The organism is Pseudomonas entomophila L48 (assembly GCF_000026105.1).
GTDB classification, from domain to species: Bacteria; Pseudomonadota; Gammaproteobacteria; order Pseudomonadales; family Pseudomonadaceae; genus Aquipseudomonas; species Aquipseudomonas entomophila.
In genome coordinates this window covers 1537536-1554845 of sequence record NC_008027.1, presented here as the reverse complement: position 1 = coordinate 1554845, position 17310 = coordinate 1537536, and the positions used below count along the sequence as shown (strand labels likewise).

The 17310-nt window shown below is 64.8% G+C and carries 13 protein-coding genes; 4 read left to right on the top strand and 9 right to left on the bottom strand.

The genetic code is table 11. The features are described 5' to 3' along the window. Window positions 1–110 precede the first annotated feature (110 nt). Window positions 111–851: a YciK family oxidoreductase gene (locus PSEEN_RS06880; RefSeq protein ID WP_011532766.1), complete on the top strand. Its 741-nt coding sequence runs from the start codon at window positions 111–113 to the stop codon at window positions 849–851. 70 nt (window positions 852–921) lie between these two features. Here PSEEN_RS06880 and PSEEN_RS06875 read toward each other — a convergent pair whose 3' ends face one another. The 7 genes from PSEEN_RS06875 to PSEEN_RS06845 all read right to left on the bottom strand — a co-directional run bounded on the left by PSEEN_RS06875 (window position 922) and on the right by PSEEN_RS06845 (window position 8831). Then, window positions 922–1707, bottom strand: coding sequence for an iron-containing redox enzyme family protein (locus PSEEN_RS06875; RefSeq protein WP_011532765.1), 786 nt, complete (start codon window positions 1705–1707; stop codon window positions 922–924). Window positions 1708–1745: 38 nt separating this feature from the next. Next, a complete protein-coding gene (locus tag PSEEN_RS06870) occupies window positions 1746–4202 on the bottom strand; it encodes an EAL domain-containing protein (RefSeq protein WP_011532764.1) in 2457 nt (818 codons plus the stop codon). A 219-nt stretch (window positions 4203–4421) separates the two neighbouring features. After that, window positions 4422–6254 (bottom strand): ABC transporter ATP-binding protein, encoded by a 1833-nt coding sequence (locus tag PSEEN_RS06865; RefSeq protein ID WP_011532763.1) that lies wholly within the window; start codon window positions 6252–6254, stop codon window positions 4422–4424. Then, window positions 6247–6879, bottom strand: coding sequence for a DsbA family protein (locus PSEEN_RS06860; protein WP_011532762.1), 633 nt, complete (start codon window positions 6877–6879; stop codon window positions 6247–6249). Before PSEEN_RS06860 ends, PSEEN_RS06865 begins: the two co-directional genes overlap by 8 nt. 3 nt (window positions 6880–6882) lie before the next feature. Next, window positions 6883–7815, bottom strand: a complete 933-nt coding sequence (trhO, locus tag PSEEN_RS06855; RefSeq protein ID WP_011532761.1) for an oxygen-dependent tRNA uridine(34) hydroxylase TrhO — start codon at window positions 7813–7815, stop codon at window positions 6883–6885. 190 nt (window positions 7816–8005) lie between these two features. Next, a complete protein-coding gene (locus PSEEN_RS06850; RefSeq protein ID WP_011532760.1) occupies window positions 8006–8302 on the bottom strand; it encodes a BolA family protein in 297 nt (98 codons plus the stop codon). A 10-nt stretch (window positions 8303–8312) separates the two neighbouring features. Next, window positions 8313–8831: a DUF2059 domain-containing protein gene (locus tag PSEEN_RS06845; RefSeq protein WP_011532759.1), complete on the bottom strand. Its 519-nt coding sequence runs from the start codon at window positions 8829–8831 to the stop codon at window positions 8313–8315. A 153-nt stretch (window positions 8832–8984) separates the two neighbouring features. Between PSEEN_RS06845 and PSEEN_RS06840 the strand changes: the two genes are divergently transcribed. Then, window positions 8985–10379, top strand: coding sequence for a class II fumarate hydratase (locus PSEEN_RS06840; RefSeq protein ID WP_011532758.1), 1395 nt, complete (start codon window positions 8985–8987; stop codon window positions 10377–10379). A gap of 72 nt (window positions 10380–10451) precedes the next feature. Here PSEEN_RS06840 and PSEEN_RS06835 read toward each other — a convergent pair whose 3' ends face one another. Together PSEEN_RS06835 and pap are read right to left on the bottom strand one after the other, a co-directional pair. Continuing rightward, a complete protein-coding gene (locus tag PSEEN_RS06835) occupies window positions 10452–11408 on the bottom strand; it encodes a DMT family transporter (protein ID WP_011532757.1) in 957 nt (318 codons plus the stop codon). 243 nt (window positions 11409–11651) lie between these two features. Beyond that, window positions 11652–13136, bottom strand: a complete 1485-nt coding sequence (gene pap, locus PSEEN_RS06830) for a polyphosphate:AMP phosphotransferase (RefSeq protein WP_011532756.1) — start codon at window positions 13134–13136, stop codon at window positions 11652–11654. 176 nt (window positions 13137–13312) lie between these two features. Between pap and mnmC the strand changes: the two genes are divergently transcribed. Further along, window positions 13313–15277 carry a bifunctional tRNA (5-methylaminomethyl-2-thiouridine)(34)-methyltransferase MnmC2/FAD-dependent 5-carboxymethylaminomethyl-2-thiouridine(34) oxidoreductase MnmC1 gene (gene mnmC / locus PSEEN_RS06825; protein ID WP_011532755.1) on the top strand — a complete coding sequence of 655 codons (1965 nt, stop codon included), beginning with the start codon at window positions 13313–13315 and terminating at the stop codon, window positions 15275–15277. Window positions 15278–15520: 243 nt separating this feature from the next. Next, a complete protein-coding gene (locus PSEEN_RS06820) occupies window positions 15521–17308 on the top strand; it encodes an N-acetylglutaminylglutamine amidotransferase (RefSeq protein ID WP_011532754.1) in 1788 nt (595 codons plus the stop codon). Window positions 17309–17310 lie beyond the last annotated feature (2 nt).

Below are 17310 nucleotides of genomic sequence, written 5' to 3'. Positions count from 1 at the left end.
GACACAAGGCCGCTCCCACAAGGGTCACCTGTCGCCTGTGGGAGCGGCCTTGTGTCGCGATGGGCTGCATGGCAGCCCCCATTGATCGCAAACGATTTAAGGACAGACCGATGTTTGACTACACCGCCCGCCCCGACCTGCTCAAGGGCCGGATCATCCTGGTCACCGGCGCCGGCCGTGGCATCGGCGCCGCCGCCGCGAAAGCCTATGCAGCATTGGGCGCCACCGTGCTGCTGCTGGGCAAGACCGAGGCCAACCTCAACGAGGTGTACGACCAGATAGAAGCCGCCGGCCACCCACAGCCGGTGGTCATTCCATTCAACCTGGAAACCGCCCTGCCCCACCAGTACGACGAACTGGCGGTGATGATCGAGGAGCAGTTCGGGCGCCTCGACGGCTTGCTCAACAACGCGTCGATCATCGGCCCGCGCACACCGCTGGAGCAGTTGTCCGGCGACAATTTCATGCGCGTGATGCACATCAACGTCAACGCCACCTTCATGCTCACCAGCACCCTGCTGCCGCTGCTCAAGCTGTCGGAGGACGCCTCGGTGGTGTTCACCTCCAGCAGCGTCGGGCGCAAGGGGCGGGCCTACTGGGGCGCCTATGGCGTATCGAAGTTCGCCACCGAAGGGCTGATGCAGACGCTCGCCGATGAACTCGAAGGTGTCGCGCCGGTACGCGCCAACAGCATCAACCCAGGCGCCACGCGCACGGCGATGCGGGCCCAGGCCTACCCGAGCGAGAACCCGCAGAACAACCCGCTGCCTGAAGAGATCATGCCGGTGTACCTGTACCTGATGGGGCCGGACAGCAAGGACGTGAACGGGCAGGCGCTGAACGCGCAGTAAGGCTCTGTTCGCCGGAAAGCCGGCTCCTACGGGATCGACCATGTAGGAGCCGGCTTGCCGGCGAATTTTTTCAGCCTGCCGCCAGCGCCGGGCGCACCCGCCCCTGCTGACGCCCTTCCAGCTGCATGCAACGCTCCAGGAACAGGAACATGCAGTCGTAGCTCTTGCAGATCGACCTGCGCAGTTCGGTGCGCAGCCCCAGCGTGGGGTTCTCGCCAGCCAGGGTGCAGATGATCTCCAACGCTTCCCACGGATGGGCATCGTCGTATTGGGCGTGCATCTTCAACCACTTCATCGCGCGCTTGCGGGTTTCCTCGGGGAAGCCCTGGGCGTAGGTGTCGGTCGAGCAGACCACCGCCGACCATTCGCCCGTGGCACCTTCGATGGCGTAATTGGTGGCCGCCATCGAGATGGCCAGCGACTCGGTGGCGCACACCCGCCAGCACCAGTCGTTCAGCCCGTTGAGCTCCGGCGGCACTTCCTGCGCCTGCAACTCGTGCAGGTGAATGCCATGGGCCTGGCACCAGTGCACCCAGTAGTCGGCGTGGTTGAGTTCGACGCGGATGTTGCGCATCAGCCAGCGCCGCGCCATGTCTTCTCCGGGGTGGCGGGCGTAACGGGTCTTGGTGAGGTTGTGGGCCATGTACAACGAGAACTGTTCGACCACCGGCCAGCCACCTATCAGGTACTGGCGGATGGTGGCCGGCCGCAGCTGGCCATCGCGCAGGCGCTGATAGAACTCGTGCTCGACTACTCGGCGCTTGCTTTCGCGGCAATCCTCGATCAGTTGCTGGGCCCAATCCGGATAACTGGCCGGATCCATCAATGGTCCGATCCTTACGAACGAGTCAATCACTGTCAGCTCCTTGATTCCCTGTGATGACCGGGCAAAGTTCAGCGAAAGGTCCCCGGCGCCCGGTGCAGGAGGGGCCTCGCGGCAATCCGTTGGCGCTGCAGGCTGTCGCAGGTGAAGACCTGCGGGCGTTCGATGAGGTAGCCCTGGGCGTAATCCACGCCGATCTCCTGCAACGCCTGCTCGATCAACGGGGTCTCGACGAACTCGGCGATGGTCCGCTTGCCCATGACGTGGCCGATGTGATTGATCACTTCGACCATCGCCCGGTTGATCGGGTCATCGAGCATGTCCTTGACGAAACTTCCGTCGATCTTCAGGAAGTCTACAGGCAAATGCTTCAAATAGGCGAATGACGACATTCCGGCACAGAAGTCATCCAGGGAGAACTTGCAGCCCAGTGCCTTCAATTCATTGATGAATCGAATCGCACTGCCCAGATTGGCGATCGCGCTGGTTTCGGTAATTTCAAAACAAATTAACCAAGGCGGAATGGAAAACTCCTCGAACAGCCGCTGCAGGTAGTCGAGGAACTTGTCATCGCCGATGCTCGACCCCGACAGGTTGATCGCGCACATCGCCAGCGGCCCCTCACGGCCTTCGTCCAGGCACTGGCGCACCACCTGGAACACGCTGCGCACCACCCAACGATCAAGAGCAGTCATCAGGCCATAGCGTTCGGCGGCGGGTATGAAGCTGTCCGGCAGGATGGTACGGCCGTTCTCGTCGTGCAGGCGCAGCAGGATCTCAAGATGCCCGGCCCCCTCCTGCGGGCGCAGGGGCGCGATTTCCTGGGCATAGAGGCAGAAGCGGTTTTCTTCCAGGGCCACGTGCAGACGCTGGATCCAGGCCATCTCGCCGAAACGCATGGACAGCTCGCTGTCGTCGGCATGGTACACCTGGACCCGGTTGCGGCCTTTCTCCTTGGCCATGTAGCAGGCCATGTCGGCGGCGCGCAGCGAGGCTTCCAGGGTGCCGGGCGGCTGGGCAATGTGCACCAGGCCAATGCTGACCGTGGTGACGAAGGGCCGCCCCTTCCAGACGAAATGCAGGCTTTGCACCGCTTGGCGCAGGTGCTCGGCGATGCGTTCGGCCTGATCCGGCGGGCAGTTCTCCAGCAGCACGCCGAACTCGTCACCGCCCAGCCGGGCCAGCGTATCACCCTCGCGCAGGCCGGATTGCAGCACCGCACAGATATGCCGTAGCAACTCATCGCCCGCGGCATGCCCGCAGGTGTCATTGACCAGCTTGAACTGATCGAGGTCGAGGAACATCAGCGAATGACGCCCGGCCTGACGCGCCAGGGCATTGAGCGCCTGTTCCAGGCGATACTCGAACTCGCGTCGGTTGGCCAGGCCGGTGAGTGCGTCATGGGTGGCCTGCCAGGACAGGTTGGCGATGTACTGGCGCTCCTGGGTCATGTCGTGCAGCACCACGACGATGCCACTGACCTGCCCCTCGGTGAGGATGGGCGACCCCACCAGGTTGACCGACACGGTGCTGCCGTCCAGGCGCTGGATCAGCCGGGCATGCTCGGCCCCGCCCTTGAGGCTGCCACTGAGCACCTGCTCGACCAGGGTGCGACTGTCGCTTTCGGCGCTTTCGTCGAGCAGGCTGAACAGCGCCGCCAGCGGCAACCCCTGGGCCTGGGCGGCCTGCCAGTGGGTCAACTGCTCGGCAGCGGGGTTCATGTAGGCGATGCAGCCGTGGACATCGGCGGTGATCACCGCGTCACCGATCGACTCCAGGGTGATCTGCGCCCGCTCCTTCTCCTCCTGCAAGGCGATGGCGAAGGCTTGGCGCTGGGCCAGCAACTTGCTCGAGCGCCGCCAGGCCATGGCGATCAGGAACAGCGCCGTGGCGAGGTTGGTGAGCATGAGCACCTTGAGCAGTACCCGCGAGCCTTCGCCCAGCGCATCGCTGAATGCCCTGGCGGCAGGCGTCACGCCATCGTTGATGGCAACGATATGCGCCTTCCAGTCCAGCACCTGCCGCGCCTCGACGCCACCGGCGTTGAAGCCGTCGCGCATCTGCACGGCCAGCACATCGAGCTGGCGCAGGTAGTCGTCACCGATATCCCACAGGTCAATGGCGGTTTCCATGTAGCTGATATGGCGGAAATTGCGGTAGAACCAGATGATCCGGGCAACGTCGTCGGGGTGGTTGCCCCCCTGCAGGATACCCGTGCGTGCGGCCTCAAGATCCGGCTCGGGGCGATCCAGGGCCAGGCGCAGGTCATGGTCACCTTTGGGTACGAGGATGGCTCGCTGGTAGCGTTCGAACGTCCGCGGGTCACGGTCTTCGGCGTAGAGGCTCAGATAGTAGATGGCATCTTTCTGCGCCTTGGACCACAGGCTCTCGCCCGCCACATAGGCGCGCATGGCGGACAATGCATAGAGGCTCAGGCTGCCCAGCAGCACCTGGAAGACCACAACGGCGACGAAAGGCCAGATGATACCCAGCAGCCTTGGTGCCTCGAGCGTCCGATTTCCCTTCATGTGGTCCCTGTCACTGCGGCAGATAAGGCACGAATCGACCTAGACAAGCACAGCGTAGGCCATTTGCCATGCCTGTGGGAGCGGGATGACCGTCGAAAGTATCAACTCTGCGGTATTGTCGGTGCCTGATGGGGCGCTTTCGCGGATGAATCCGCTCCTACAGGGGCCGCGCTGCCGCCCTGTAGGAGCCAGCCTTGCTGGCGAAGCCCGCACAGTCTCTCAAGTCTGCTGCAAATGCCCGTACAGCTTGGCGTACAGCCCACCCTCGGCGATCAACTGCTGGTGACCGCCATCCTCGGCCACATGCCCGCCGTCGAACACCAGCACCCGGTCAGCCTGCTTCACCGCCGACAGGCGGTGAGCGATGATCAGGGTGGTGCGGCCGCTGAGGAAACGCGCCAGGGCCTGGTGCAGGTTGTACTCGGTGGCCGCGTCCAGTGCCGAGGTGGCTTCGTCGAGGATGACCACCTTGGGCTCGGCCAGCACCATGCGGGCAATCGCCAATCGCTGGCGCTGGCCTCCGGACAAGCGCACCCCGGAACGCCCGACCACGCTGTCCAGCCCCTGGGGCAAGGCGGCGATAGTGGCGTCCAGCTGGGCGATGCGCAGCGCCTGCCAGCAGGCTTCGTCACTGCAGTCGCGGCCCATGGTCAGGTTGGCGCGCACGCTGTCGTTGAACAGCGACGGGTGCTGCAGCACCACCGCGACGTTCTCGCGCAACGTCTCCAGGCCGATCTCCTGCAGGCTGGCGCCACCGAAGCGAATGGTTCCGGCCTGGGCGCTGTACAACCCCAGCAGCAACTGCACCAGGGTGCTCTTGCCACCGCCACTGGCCCCGACGATGGCCACCTTCTCGCCCGGGGCAATGGACAGGTTGAGCTGGTCGAGTACCGGTTCATCGGCGTAGGCAAAACGCAGGTCGCGCACTTCAAGCCCCACCGTCTCGCGCCCGGCGAACGGATCGCTGGCCGCCGGATACTGCGGTTCGTCGGCACGCGCCAGCAGCTCATTGAGCCGGCTCAGCGCACCACCTGCCGCGTAGTAGGCGTACTGCAGGTTCAACAGCTGCTCCACCGGGCCGATCATGAACCACAAGTAGCTGAACACCGCCAGCATCTGGCCGATGGACAGGTCGGAGAACAGCACGGTGAGCATGGCGGCGGCGCGGAAGATGTCGATGCCGAACTGGAACAGCAGACCACTGGCGCGGCCACTGGCATCGCTCTTCCATTGCGAAGCCACGGCATAGTCACGCACCTCGCGGGCGCGCAGGCCCAAACGGCCGAGGAAATACCCCTGGCGATTACCGGCGCGGATTTCCTGAATGGCGTCCAGTGTTTCGCTCAGCGCCTGGGTGAAGCGCGCAGTGCTGTCGTTTTCCAGCTTTTTCAAGTGCTTGACGCGCTTGCCCAGCTGCACGGTGAAAAAGATCACCAGTGGATTGAACAGCAAGATCAGCAATGCCAGCTGCCAGTGCATCCAGATCAGGATCGCGGCAGTACCGGTCAGTGTCATCACCGCCACCAGGAAGCGGCTCAGGGTCTCGCCGACGAACTTGTCCAAGGTATCCAGGTCGGTGACCAGGTGGGTGGTCACCGTGCCGCTGCCCAGGCTTTCGTATTCCTTGAGCGAAATGCGCTTGAGCCGTTCGATCAGACGGATACGCAGGCGATAGACGATATCCTTGGCCAGACCGGCGAACAGCTTGGCCTGGACCACGTTGAACGCCAGCGCGGCCAGGCGCAGGCACAGGGTGGCGCAGAGCATCAGGCCGATGTAGCCAGCCGCAACCTGCCAGCCGGCAGGCAGCAAATGGTTCATCCACTTCAGCGCGGCGTCGCCATGCCCCAGCAGTACCTCGTCCACCAGCAGCGGCAGCAGCAATGGGATCGGCACGCTGCACAGGGCGGCGAGCACAGCCACCAGGTTGGCGGTCCACAGGGCTTTCTTGTGTTGCAGGGCCAGGCGGCGGATTTCCGCCCAGCTCAGGCGATCGGGCACAGCGGCGGGCTTCCCTGGCACAGGGTCTGGCGACCCTGGCAGATCAAGCACAAGCGGCCTGCTGCAGCCAACGGCCGAGCAAGGGCTGCAGGCTTTCCAGCGGCTGGTAGCCGTTGGTCAGCAGTGCCAGTTGACCATTGCGCTCGGCGAGCAGCGTGGGGAAACCGGCGATACCCAGGTCCTGCACCCAGGCAAAATCGGCGCTGGTGGCGGCCCGGGTGTCATGGCTGGCAAAACGTTGCGCGAACGGCTCACGGTCGTATCCGGCCTGCTCGGCCAGGTCCACCAGTTGCGGGGCGCGGGTGACGTCCACACCCTGCTCGTAGAACGAACGCTGGATCAGCTTGAGCAAGCGCCAGGCCCGCTGGCCATCCAGCTCGCGCGCCGCGACCAGGGCGCGGCACGCAGGTTCGGTGTCATAGACGAAACCGTCGGGCATCGCGCCTTCGAAGCGGAACGGCTGCCCGGTGGCATCATGCACGGCCTGCCAATGCTCGAGGATGTACTTGCGGGTCGAGGTGTCCAGGGCGCTGCCGCCGCTACGCAGGCCGCCCGGCACCAGCCGGGTGTCGACCCCGGCCTCGCGGGCCAGGGCGATCAGCGCCTCGGCCACCGGGGCGAAGCCCCAGCACCAGGAGCACATCGGGTCCATCACATAGAGCAGGCGTGCGGACATGCATCAAGCCTCGGCTTTGTAGTTGTAGCCGATCGGGTGCGGCTGGTTGCGCGCCTTGGCCAGTTCGATCTGCTTCTGGCGGTCGATGGCGCTGCGCCGGGTCTTCTCGCTCAGGGTGTCCCAGCAATGCGGGCAGCTCACGCCTGGCGAATAGTGCTCCGACTCCCGGTCCTTCACATCGATCGGGTGGCGGCAGGCATGGCACTGGTCGTACTCGCCCTCGCTCAGGTCGTGACGCACGGTGACCCGGTTGTCGAAGACGAAGCAGTCGCCGTCCCAGAGGCTTTCTTCCTGGGCTACTTCCTCGAAGTATTTCAGGATGCCGCCTTTGAGATGATAGACGGCTTCGAAGCCCTCACCGAGCATGTAGCTGGACGCTTTCTCACAGCGGATGCCGCCGGTGCAGAACATGGCCACCTTCTTGTGCTTGCTCGGGTCGAAGTTGGCCTTGATGTAGTCGGGGAACTCGCGGAAGGTTTCGGTCTTCGGGTCGATGGCGCCCTTGAAGGTGCCGATGGCCACTTCGTAGTCGTTGCGGGTGTCGATCAACAGCACTTCCGGGTCGCTGATCAGGGCGTTCCAGTCTTTCGGGTCGACATAAGTACCCACCGCCTTGTTCGGGTCCACGCCCGGCACGCCCAAGGTGACGATCTCTTTCTTGAGCTTGACCTTGGTGCGGTAGAACGGCTGCTCGTCGCAGTACGACTCTTTATGGTCGACATCCACCAGGCGCGGGTCGTTGCGCAGCCAGGCGAGCAGCGCGTCGATGCCTTCGCGGGTGGCCGACACGGTGCCGTTGATGCCTTCGTTGGCCAGCAGCAAGGTGCCTTTGACACCGTTGTCGGTCATGGCCTTGAGCAGGGGGTCGCGCAGTTCGACGTAGTCTTCCAGGGTGACGAACTTGTACAGCGCCGCCACGACGATCGGTTGGGACATGGATGTGCATCTCCAGGTGGTTGCCCTCGTAAGGGGCGGACCGGGTTTGACAAAAGCAAGGGGGCTGCTGCGCAGCCCATCGCCGGCAAGCCGGCTCCTACAGGTGTTGTAGAAGCTGGCTTGCCGGCGATGGGCCGCGCGGCGGCCCCCAAGGGAATGACGCGGATTGTACCAGAAGGACGGAAAGGATTCAGTGCCCGCCGCCGGCGCACACCGGCGAGGCCGGCGCCACGCCGACCGCCGCCCATTCTTCGGGCGTGTAGGTGTGGATGGCCAGGGCGTGGATCTCGCCCATCAGCTCACCCATGGTGGCGTAGACCTTCTGGTGGCGCTTGACGCTGTTCAGCCCGGCGAACTGCTCGCTGACCAGCACCGCCTTGTAGTGCGTTTCCTGGCCACGGCTGTGCATATGGCTCTCGTTGTGCACTTCAAGGTGTTGCGTGCCCAGCGGCGCCAGCTGCTGTTCGATGCGTTGCTGCATGCTCATCGCGTCAGGCTCACTTCTTCGCCGGTGCCTTGCCGGCGTTCGGGTCGAGTTCCTTGGTCATGTCGTCGAGCAGCTTGTTCACCACCGGCACGGCAGGCTCCAGGCTTTGCTGGGTCAGCTGGGCCGATTGCTGGGTGACTTTAGGCATTTCGCGCAGGACTTTCTTGCCCAGCGGCGACTCGTAGAATTTGACCAGGTCGTTCAGCTCGCCTTCGGTGAAGGTGGCGGTGTACAGGTCGACCATCTTCGGCTTGAGTTTCTTCCAGCCGATGGCGTTGTCCAGGGCGGCGTTGGCCTTGGCCTGGTAGCTGTCGAGGACGGCTTTCTTGGAGGCTGGCGCCTTGGTTTGCTCGAAGCGCTGGGCGAACATCTGCTGGACCTGCATGTACACCGGGGTGCCCAGCTTGTCGGCATTGGCCAGGGTCAGGAATTTCTCGGCGGCAGCATTGTGGCTGGGGGTTGCAGCGAGTACCTGGCCGCTGGCGCAGACCAGGGCAACGGCGGCACAGAGGACACGAAGACGGGTCATTGCATTTCCTTCAAGAAAGAGAGGCGAGTACCTCAGAGTAGAGCATTCTGCGCCGTGGTGGCGAAGTGCTCAAGTGGCACGACGAGCGATGGAACCGCGCTGTCGAATCAGGGCCTAAACTGCGATTTCGGACTACAAAGGAGTGAGCGCAGCATGAGCCGTATCGAGACAGACAGCCTGGGCCCGGTCGAAGTTCCGGAGGAGGCCTACTGGGGTGCGCAGACCCAGCGTTCGCTGATCAACTTCGCCATCGGCAAGGAACGCATGCCGCTCGCGGTGCTGCATGCCCTGGCGCTGATCAAGAAAGCGGCGGCGCGGGTCAACGATCGCAACGGCGACCTGCCCGCCGACATCGCCCGGCTGATCGAACAGGCTGCCGATGAAGTGCTGGATGGCGAACACGACGACCAGTTCCCGCTGGTGGTCTGGCAGACCGGCAGCGGCACCCAGAGCAACATGAACGTCAACGAAGTGATCGCCGGGCGCGCCAACGAACTGGCCGGCAAAGGCCGAGGCGGCAAGGTACCGGTCCACCCCAACGACCACGTCAACCGCTCGCAGAGCTCAAACGACTGCTTCCCAACCGCCATGCACATCGCCGCGGCCCAGGCGGTACACGCGAAGCTGCTGCCAGCGATCGGCGAACTCGCCTCGGGGTTGGCGGAGTTGTCGGAGCGCCACGAAAAACTGGTGAAGACCGGCCGCACGCACATGATGGACGCCACCCCCATCACCTTCGGCCAGGAAGTCTCGGCGTTCGTCGCCCAGCTCGACTACGCCCAGCGCGCCATCCGCGCAACGTTGCCGGCGGTCTGCGAGCTGGCCCAGGGCGGCACCGCCGTGGGCACCGGGCTCAATGCCCCACACGGTTTCGCCGAAGCCATCGCCGCCGAACTGGCCGCCCTGTCCGGCCTGCCGTTCGTGACCGCGCCGAACAAATTCGCCGCCCTCGCGGGCCACGAGCCATTGACCAGCCTGGCGGGCGCGCTGAAAACCTTGGCCGTGGCGTTGATGAAGATTGCCAACGACTTGCGCCTGCTGGGTTCGGGCCCGCGCGCGGGGCTTGCCGAAGTACGCCTGCCGGCCAACGAGCCCGGCAGCTCGATCATGCCCGGCAAGGTCAACCCGACCCAGTGCGAGGCGCTGTCGATGCTGGCCTGCCAGGTGCTGGGCAACGACGCGGCGATCGGCTTTGCCGCCAGCCAGGGGCACCTGCAACTGAACGTGTTCAAGCCAGTGATCATCCACAACCTGTTGCAGTCGATCGAGCTGCTGGCCGATGGCTGCCACAACTTCCAGCAACATTGCGTGGCCGGGATCGAACCGGATGCCGGGCAGATGGCGGCGCACCTGGAGCGTGGGCTGATGCTGGTGACGGCGCTGAACCCACACATCGGTTACGACAAGGCGGCGGAAATCGCCAAGAAAGCCTACAGCGAGGGCAAGACCCTGCGGGAGGCAGCGTTGGAGCTGAAGTACCTGACCAATGAGCAGTTCGACCAGTGGGTGCGGCCGGAGAACATGCTGGCGCCGGGGGGCAAGGGCTGATCTGCTGGTTCGCCGGCAAGCCGGCTCCTACAGAGAATCGCATCCGTAGGAGCCGGCTTGCCGGCGAACCGATCAACGCAACACTTCTGCCCTCCTCGCCTTCCACCCCGCCACCAGCGATGGCCCCAAGGCCACCAGCGCCGAACCCAGCACCACCGTCACCGCGCCGACATAGCCCAGGCCATTGATATCCTCGGCCTGCACATGCTCCGGCCACACCCAGGCCGCCGATGCCACGGCAACAAAGGTCACCAGCGGCGTCAGCGCCAGCGTGGCGCTCACCCGTGAGGCCTCCCAATGCGCCAACGCCTCGGCGAACGCACCATAGGCCACCAGGGTGTTGAGGCAGCAGGCCAACAACAGCCAGCCCTGCACCGGGCTCAGTTGCAGCGCCTCCAGTGGGTGCACCCAGGGCGTGAGCAGCAGCGCGCAGCACAGGTAGATCACCATCATCACTTGCTGCGAGTTCCACACCGTCAACAATTGCTTCTGGCTCAAGGCGTAGAACACCCAGATGCTGGTGGCGAGGATGATGGTCAATACACCGGTGGTGTAGGTGCCCAGCGACGTGAGCAACTCTTCAAGGCGCTGGTTGAAGAACAACCCGAAGCCTGCCAGCAACACCAGCAACCCCAGGCCCTGCCCGAGGCTGAAGCGCTCCTTGAACACGAACACGCTGGCCACCAGCAACAGTACCGGCCCGAGCTGCACCACCAGTTGCGCCGTGCCGGGGCTGAGCAGGTTGAGCCCGACCAGGTACAGCACATAGTTGCCCACCAGGCCACCCACCGCGACCGCCACCAGCGCCTTGCCCTTGAGGCCTAGGTGCCTGAACGACGGTAGCCGTCGATTGGCCGCCAGCCAGGCGAACAACAGACCTCCCGAAACGCTCAGGCGGTACCAGGTGACCGTCACCGGGTCCATCACCTGCAGCACCTGCTTGAGCTTGATCGGCAGGATGCCCCAGAGAAAGGCGGTCAACAGGGCCAGCGACAGGCCATAGGCCCAGCGGCCGGAAGAAATATGCATGGTGTTCTCGATCAGGCCCGTGGTGAGGGAAGGTGCAGTCTAAAGGCTTGACGGGGTGGGAGTGGCGGGAAAAGTTTTCATCAGGTCATTCCCTGGGCGCATGCCTGATTGCCCCAGCCAGGCTGACACCGTCTTGTAGGAGCAGCCTTGCGCCGCGAAAGGGCCGCACAGCGGCCCCGTCCATGTGTAAACCGAGTAGCCCAGAGGGCCGCTATGCGGCCCTTTCGCGGCACAAGGCCGCTCCTACTTCTTGGCGAACGCCGCTTCCAGGGCCTCGTTGATCGTGCGCAGCACCTTCACCCGCGCCCAGCGCTTGTCGTTGGCCTCCACCAGGGTCCACGGCGCGATCTCGGTGCTGGTGCGGTCGACCATGTCCCCCACCGCCTCCGCGTACACATCCCACTTGTCACGGTTGCGCCAGTCTTCCTCGGTGATCTTGTAGCGCTTGAACGGGATCTGCTCGCGCTCCTCGAACCGCTCGAGTTGGGTCTGCTGGTCGATGGCCAACCAGAACTTGACCACCACCACGCCGGCATTGCGCAACTGTTCCTCGAAATCGTTGATCTCGCCGTAGGCGCGCATCCAGTCGGCCGGGCTGCAGAAACCTTCGACTCGCTCCACCAGCACCCGGCCATACCAGGAGCGGTCGAAGACGGTGAACTTGCCGCGCGCCGGAATGTGCCGCCAGAACCGCCAGAGGTATGGTTGGGCACGCTCCTCCTCGGTGGGCGCGGCAATCGGCACGATGCGGTACTGGCGTGGGTCCAGCGCCGCCGCCACGCGACGGATGGCCCCGCCCTTTCCGGCCGCGTCGTTGCCTTCGAACACCGCCACCAGCGCATGCCGGCGCATGTGTTTGTTGCGCAAAAGGCCCGCCAGGCGCGCCTGCTCGGTGACCAACTGTTCCTCGTAGTCGCGCTTGTCCAGCCGCTTGCTCAGGTCAAGCGCACCGAGCAGACTCTTCTGGTCGATGCTGCGCCCCAGCGGGGCGACGTTGCCCTGGTGCTTGAGCGGCTTGTTGCCCAGTGCCGCCTGCAAACTCTCCAGCAGGATGCGCCCCACCGCCAGGCTGCGGTAATACGGGTCGGCGCCCTCGATCACGTGCCAAGGCGCATAGTCGCGACTGGTGCGGCGCAGCACGCGCTCGCCGAAGCGCACGAAACGGTCGTAGGTTTCCGATTGCTGCCAGTCCAGCGGGCTGATGCGCCAGTTGTGCAGCGGGTCTTCCTTCAGCGCCTTGAGCCGCGCCTTCATCTGCTTCTTCGACAGGTGGAACCAGAACTTGATGATCAGCGCGCCCTCGTCGCAGAGCATCTGCTCCAGGCGCTCGGCACCGGCGATGGCCTGGTCGAGCACGGCGTCCTTGAACTGTCCGTGCACGCGGCCTTCGAGCATCTGGCTGTACCAGTTGCCGAAGAACACGCCCATGCGCCCTTTCGGTGGCAGCGCTCGCCAGTAGCGCCAGGCCGGTGGACGTGCCAGCTCTTCATCGGTCTGCTGGTCGAAGGTGCGCACCTCGATCAGCCGCGGGTCCATCCATTCGTTGAGCAGCTTGACCGTCTCGCCCTTGCCGGCGCCCTCGATGCCGTTGATCAGCACGATCACCGGAAACCGCGACTGTTGCTTGAGTTCGTACTGAGCTTCGAGCAGCGCCTCGCGCAGGGCGGGGACTTCTGCTTCATACGTTTCCTTGTCGATGCTGTGGCCGATTTCCGCGGATTCGAACATGGATGGCTCCCTCATTGGATAAGCAAGACTAGCGGAAATGTACTTCGCCTGTACCGGCCCTTTCGCCGGCAAGCCGGCTCCTACAAGAGGCACGCCGGCCATGGATGGGCAGGTACAACCTGCGCAAATGCCACGGATGGCATAAAATCCGCCCGTCCGCTGCAACCGAGCCAACCATGTCCACCCTTCTTCAGCATGCCCAGATCGACTGGGACGACCAGGGCCGCCCCCACTCGCGGCAATACGACGATGTCTATTTCGCCATCAATGAAGGCATCGACGAGACCCTGCACGTGTTCATCGAGCAGAACCAGCTGCGCCAGCGCTTCGCTGAACTGAAACCGCACGACTGCCTGGTGATCGGCGAGACGGGCTTTGGCACCGGCATGAATTTCTTCTGCGCCTGGCAACTGTTCGCCGAACTGGCCCCGGCCGGGGCACGCCTGCACTTCGTCAGTGTCGAGAAGTACCCGCTGAGCCGCGACGACCTCGCCCGCGCCATGCAGCTTTGGCCAGAGCTGGCGGCGTTCACCCAGCCTCTGCTTGAACAGTACGTGGCGATCCACCCAGGCTTCCAGCAGTTCAGCCTCGACGGTGGCCAGGTCACCCTGAACCTGATGATCGGCGATGCGCTGGAGCAGTTGCCGCAGCTCGACGCTCGCATCGACGCCTGGTTCCTCGACGGCTTCGCCCCGGCCAAGAACCCCGACATGTGGACGCCCGAGCTGTTCACCCAGCTGGCTCGCCTGTCGCGGCCCGGGACCACGCTGGGCACCTTCACCACCACCGGCTGGGTGCGCCGCTCGCTGATCGAAGCCGGCTTCACCATGAAGAAGGTGCCGGGCATCGGCAAGAAATGGGAAGTGATGCACGGTGTATACACGGGCGCCGCAGCTGCGCCAGCCGCGCCTTGGTACGCACGCCCGACCGATTTGCCCGGCCCACGCGAAGCGCTGGTGATCGGTGCCGGCCTGGCCGGCAGCGCCACGGCCAGGAGCCTGGCCGAGCGCGGCTGGCAGGTCAGCGTGCTGGAGCGCCATGCCGGCCCGGCCCAGGAGGCCTCGGGCAATCCACAGGGCGTGCTGTACCTCAAGCTTTCCGCCCACGGCACCACCCTCTCGCAGATGATCCTCTCAGGCTTCGGCTACACCCGCCGCTGGCTCGAACACCTGCAGCGCGGCCAGGACTGGGACGCCTGCGGCGTACTGCAACTGGCCTTCGACGATCAGGAAGCCGCACGCCAAGCCAAGCTGGCCGCTGCGTTCGACGAAAGCCTGCTACAGCGGCTGGAACACGACCAGGCCGAGGCCGTGGCCGGCATCGCCCTGGCCAGTGGCGGCCTGTTCTATCCCGAAGGCGGCTGGGTGCATCCACCGGCCTTGTGCCAGGCGCAGCTCGGGCATCCGAATGTTCGCCTGCTCAACCACCACGAGGTGATCGAACTGCGCAAGGTCGATGGCCAGTGGCAGGCCTGGGATGGCGAGCGCCTGCTGGCCAGCGCGCCGCTGGTGGTGCTGGCCGGTGCCGCCGATGTCCGGCGCTTCCCGGCCTGCGCCGAGCTGCCGCTCAAGCGCATCCGCGGGCAGATCACCCGCCTGCCGGCAACAGAAGCCAGCCGCGCGCTGCGCACGGTGGTCTGCGCCGATGGCTATGTCGCGCCGCCGCGTGGCGACGAGCACACCCTCGGGGCCAGCTTCGACTTCCACAACGATGACCTCACACCGACCACCGCGGAGCACCAGGGCAACCTCGGGCTGCTGGAGGATATCTCGACCGACCTGGCCACGCGCCTGGGTTGCGCCGAGCTTGATGCCGAACAGCTCGAAGGGCGTGCGGCGTTTCGCTGCACCAGCCCCGACTACCTGCCCATTGTCGGGCCGGTCGCGGATGTCCAGGCGTTCAACACCACCTATGCCATGCTGGCCAAGGATGCGCGGCAGGTGCCGGATATCGCCTGCCCGTGGCTGGATGGGCTGTATGTCAACAGCGGGCATGGATCGCGCGGGCTGATCACGGCACCGTTGTCGGGCGAGCTGATCGCGGCGTGGGCCTGCGGCGAACCGTTGCCGGTCCCCAGGGCCGTTGCCGAGGCGTGCCATCCTAACCGCTTTGCCTTGCGCCGCTTGATTCGCGGCAAGTAACGCACCGGTTGAGCGCTCCAATACGCCCCCTGTAGGAGCGGCTTTAGCCGCGATCACCCGCGAAGCGGGTGCCAGGCACCGTGATGCCCCCATCGCGGCTAAAGCCGCTCCTACAGAGAGCAGGCAAACTGCCACCACTCTATATAACAGATCGATCTAAAACTCTCGCAACCTAACCATGTCCTTCACTAGGTGCCTGGAATAAAGGGCACACCTCCCCAACGGCAAAACCGGTAAGGACCTATGTGCGGATTAGCAGGAGAGTTACGTTTCACCCCCCTCAACCAAGCCCCACGCCCGGCGGACCTCGCCGCCGTGGAGCGCATCACCCACCACCTGGCACCCCGCGGGCCCGACGCCTGGGGCTTCCATAGCCAGGGCCCGATTGCCCTCGGCCACCGTCGCCTGAAGATCATGGACCTGTCCGATGGCTCGGCCCAGCCCATGGTCGACACGCCCCTGGGGCTGTCGCTGGCCTTCAACGGCGCCATCTACAACTTCCCCGAACTGCGTCAGGAGCTTCAGGCCCTGGGCTATCACTTCCACTCGGACGGCGACACCGAAGTGCTGCTCAAGGGCTACCATGCCTGGGGCGCGGCGCTGCTGCCCAAGCTCAACGGCATGTTTGCCCTGGCCATCTGGGAACGCGACAACCAGCGCCTGTTCCTGGCCCGCGACCGCCTCGGCGTCAAGCCGCTGTACCTGTCGCGCAACGGTGAACGCCTGCGCTTCGCCTCGACCCTGCCAGCGCTGCTCAAGGGCGGCGATATCGACCCGCTGATCGACCCGGTGGCGCTCAACCACTACCTCAACTTCCATGCGGTGGTGCCCGCGCCGCGCACCCTGCTGGCCAATGTGCAAAAGCTCGAACCCGGCACCTGGATGCGTATCGACCGCCACGGTGAAGTCGAACGCCAGGCCTGGTGGCAATTGCACTACGGCCCGAACCCGGAGGAGCGCGAACTCGACCTCGAAGGCTGGACCACCCAGGTGCTCGATACCACACGCGACGCCGTGGCGATTCGCCAACGTGCGGCGGTGGATGTCGGCGTGCTGTTGTCCGGTGGCGTCGACTCCAGCCTGCTCGTCGGCCTGCTGCGAGAGGCCGGGGTGGACGACCTGTCGACCTTTTCCATCGGTTTCGAGGATGCCGGCGGTGAACGCGGCGACGAGTTCCAGTACTCCGATCTGATCGCACGCCACTACGGCACCCGCCATCATCAACTGCGCATCGACGAACGCGAGATCATCGAACAGTTGCCAGCAGCGTTTCGCGCCATGAGCGAACCGATGGTCAGCCATGACTGCATCGCTTTCTACCTGCTCTCGCGGGAAGTCGCGAAGCACTGCAAGGGCGTGCAGAGCGGCCAGGGCGCCGACGAGCTGTTCGCCGGCTATCACTGGTACCCGCAGGTGGACGGCGCCGAAGACGCCTTCGGCGCCTACCGCGCCGCCTTCTTCGACCGTAGCCACGAGGAATACCGCGAGACCGTGCAGCCCCCCTGGCTGCTGGAGAGCGATGCCGCAGGTGACTTCGTCCGCGAGCACTTCGCCCGCCCAGGCGCCCCCGATGCGCTGGACAAGGCCCTGCGCCTGGACAGCACGGTGATGCTGGTGGACGACCCGGTCAAGCGCGTGGACAACATGACCATGGCCTGGGGCCTGGAGGCGCGCACGCCCTTCCTCGACTACCGCCTGGTCGAATTGTCGGCACGCATCCCGGCACGCTTCAAGCTGCCCGATGGTGGCAAGCAGGTACTCAAGCAGGCAGCGCGGCGGGTCATCCCCCATGAAGTGATCGACCGCAAGAAAGGCTACTTCCCAGTCCCCGGCCTCAAGCACCTGCAAGGCGCGACGCTGGACTGGGTGCGCGAACTGCTGACCGACCCCAGCCAGGACCGTGGCCTGTTCAATCCGGCGATGCTTGATCGCCTGCTGAGCAACCCGCACGGCCAGCTCACCCCGCTGCGCGGTTCCAAGCTGTGGCAGCTGGCCGCCTTGAACCTGTGGCTCAGCGAGCAAGGAATCTGATC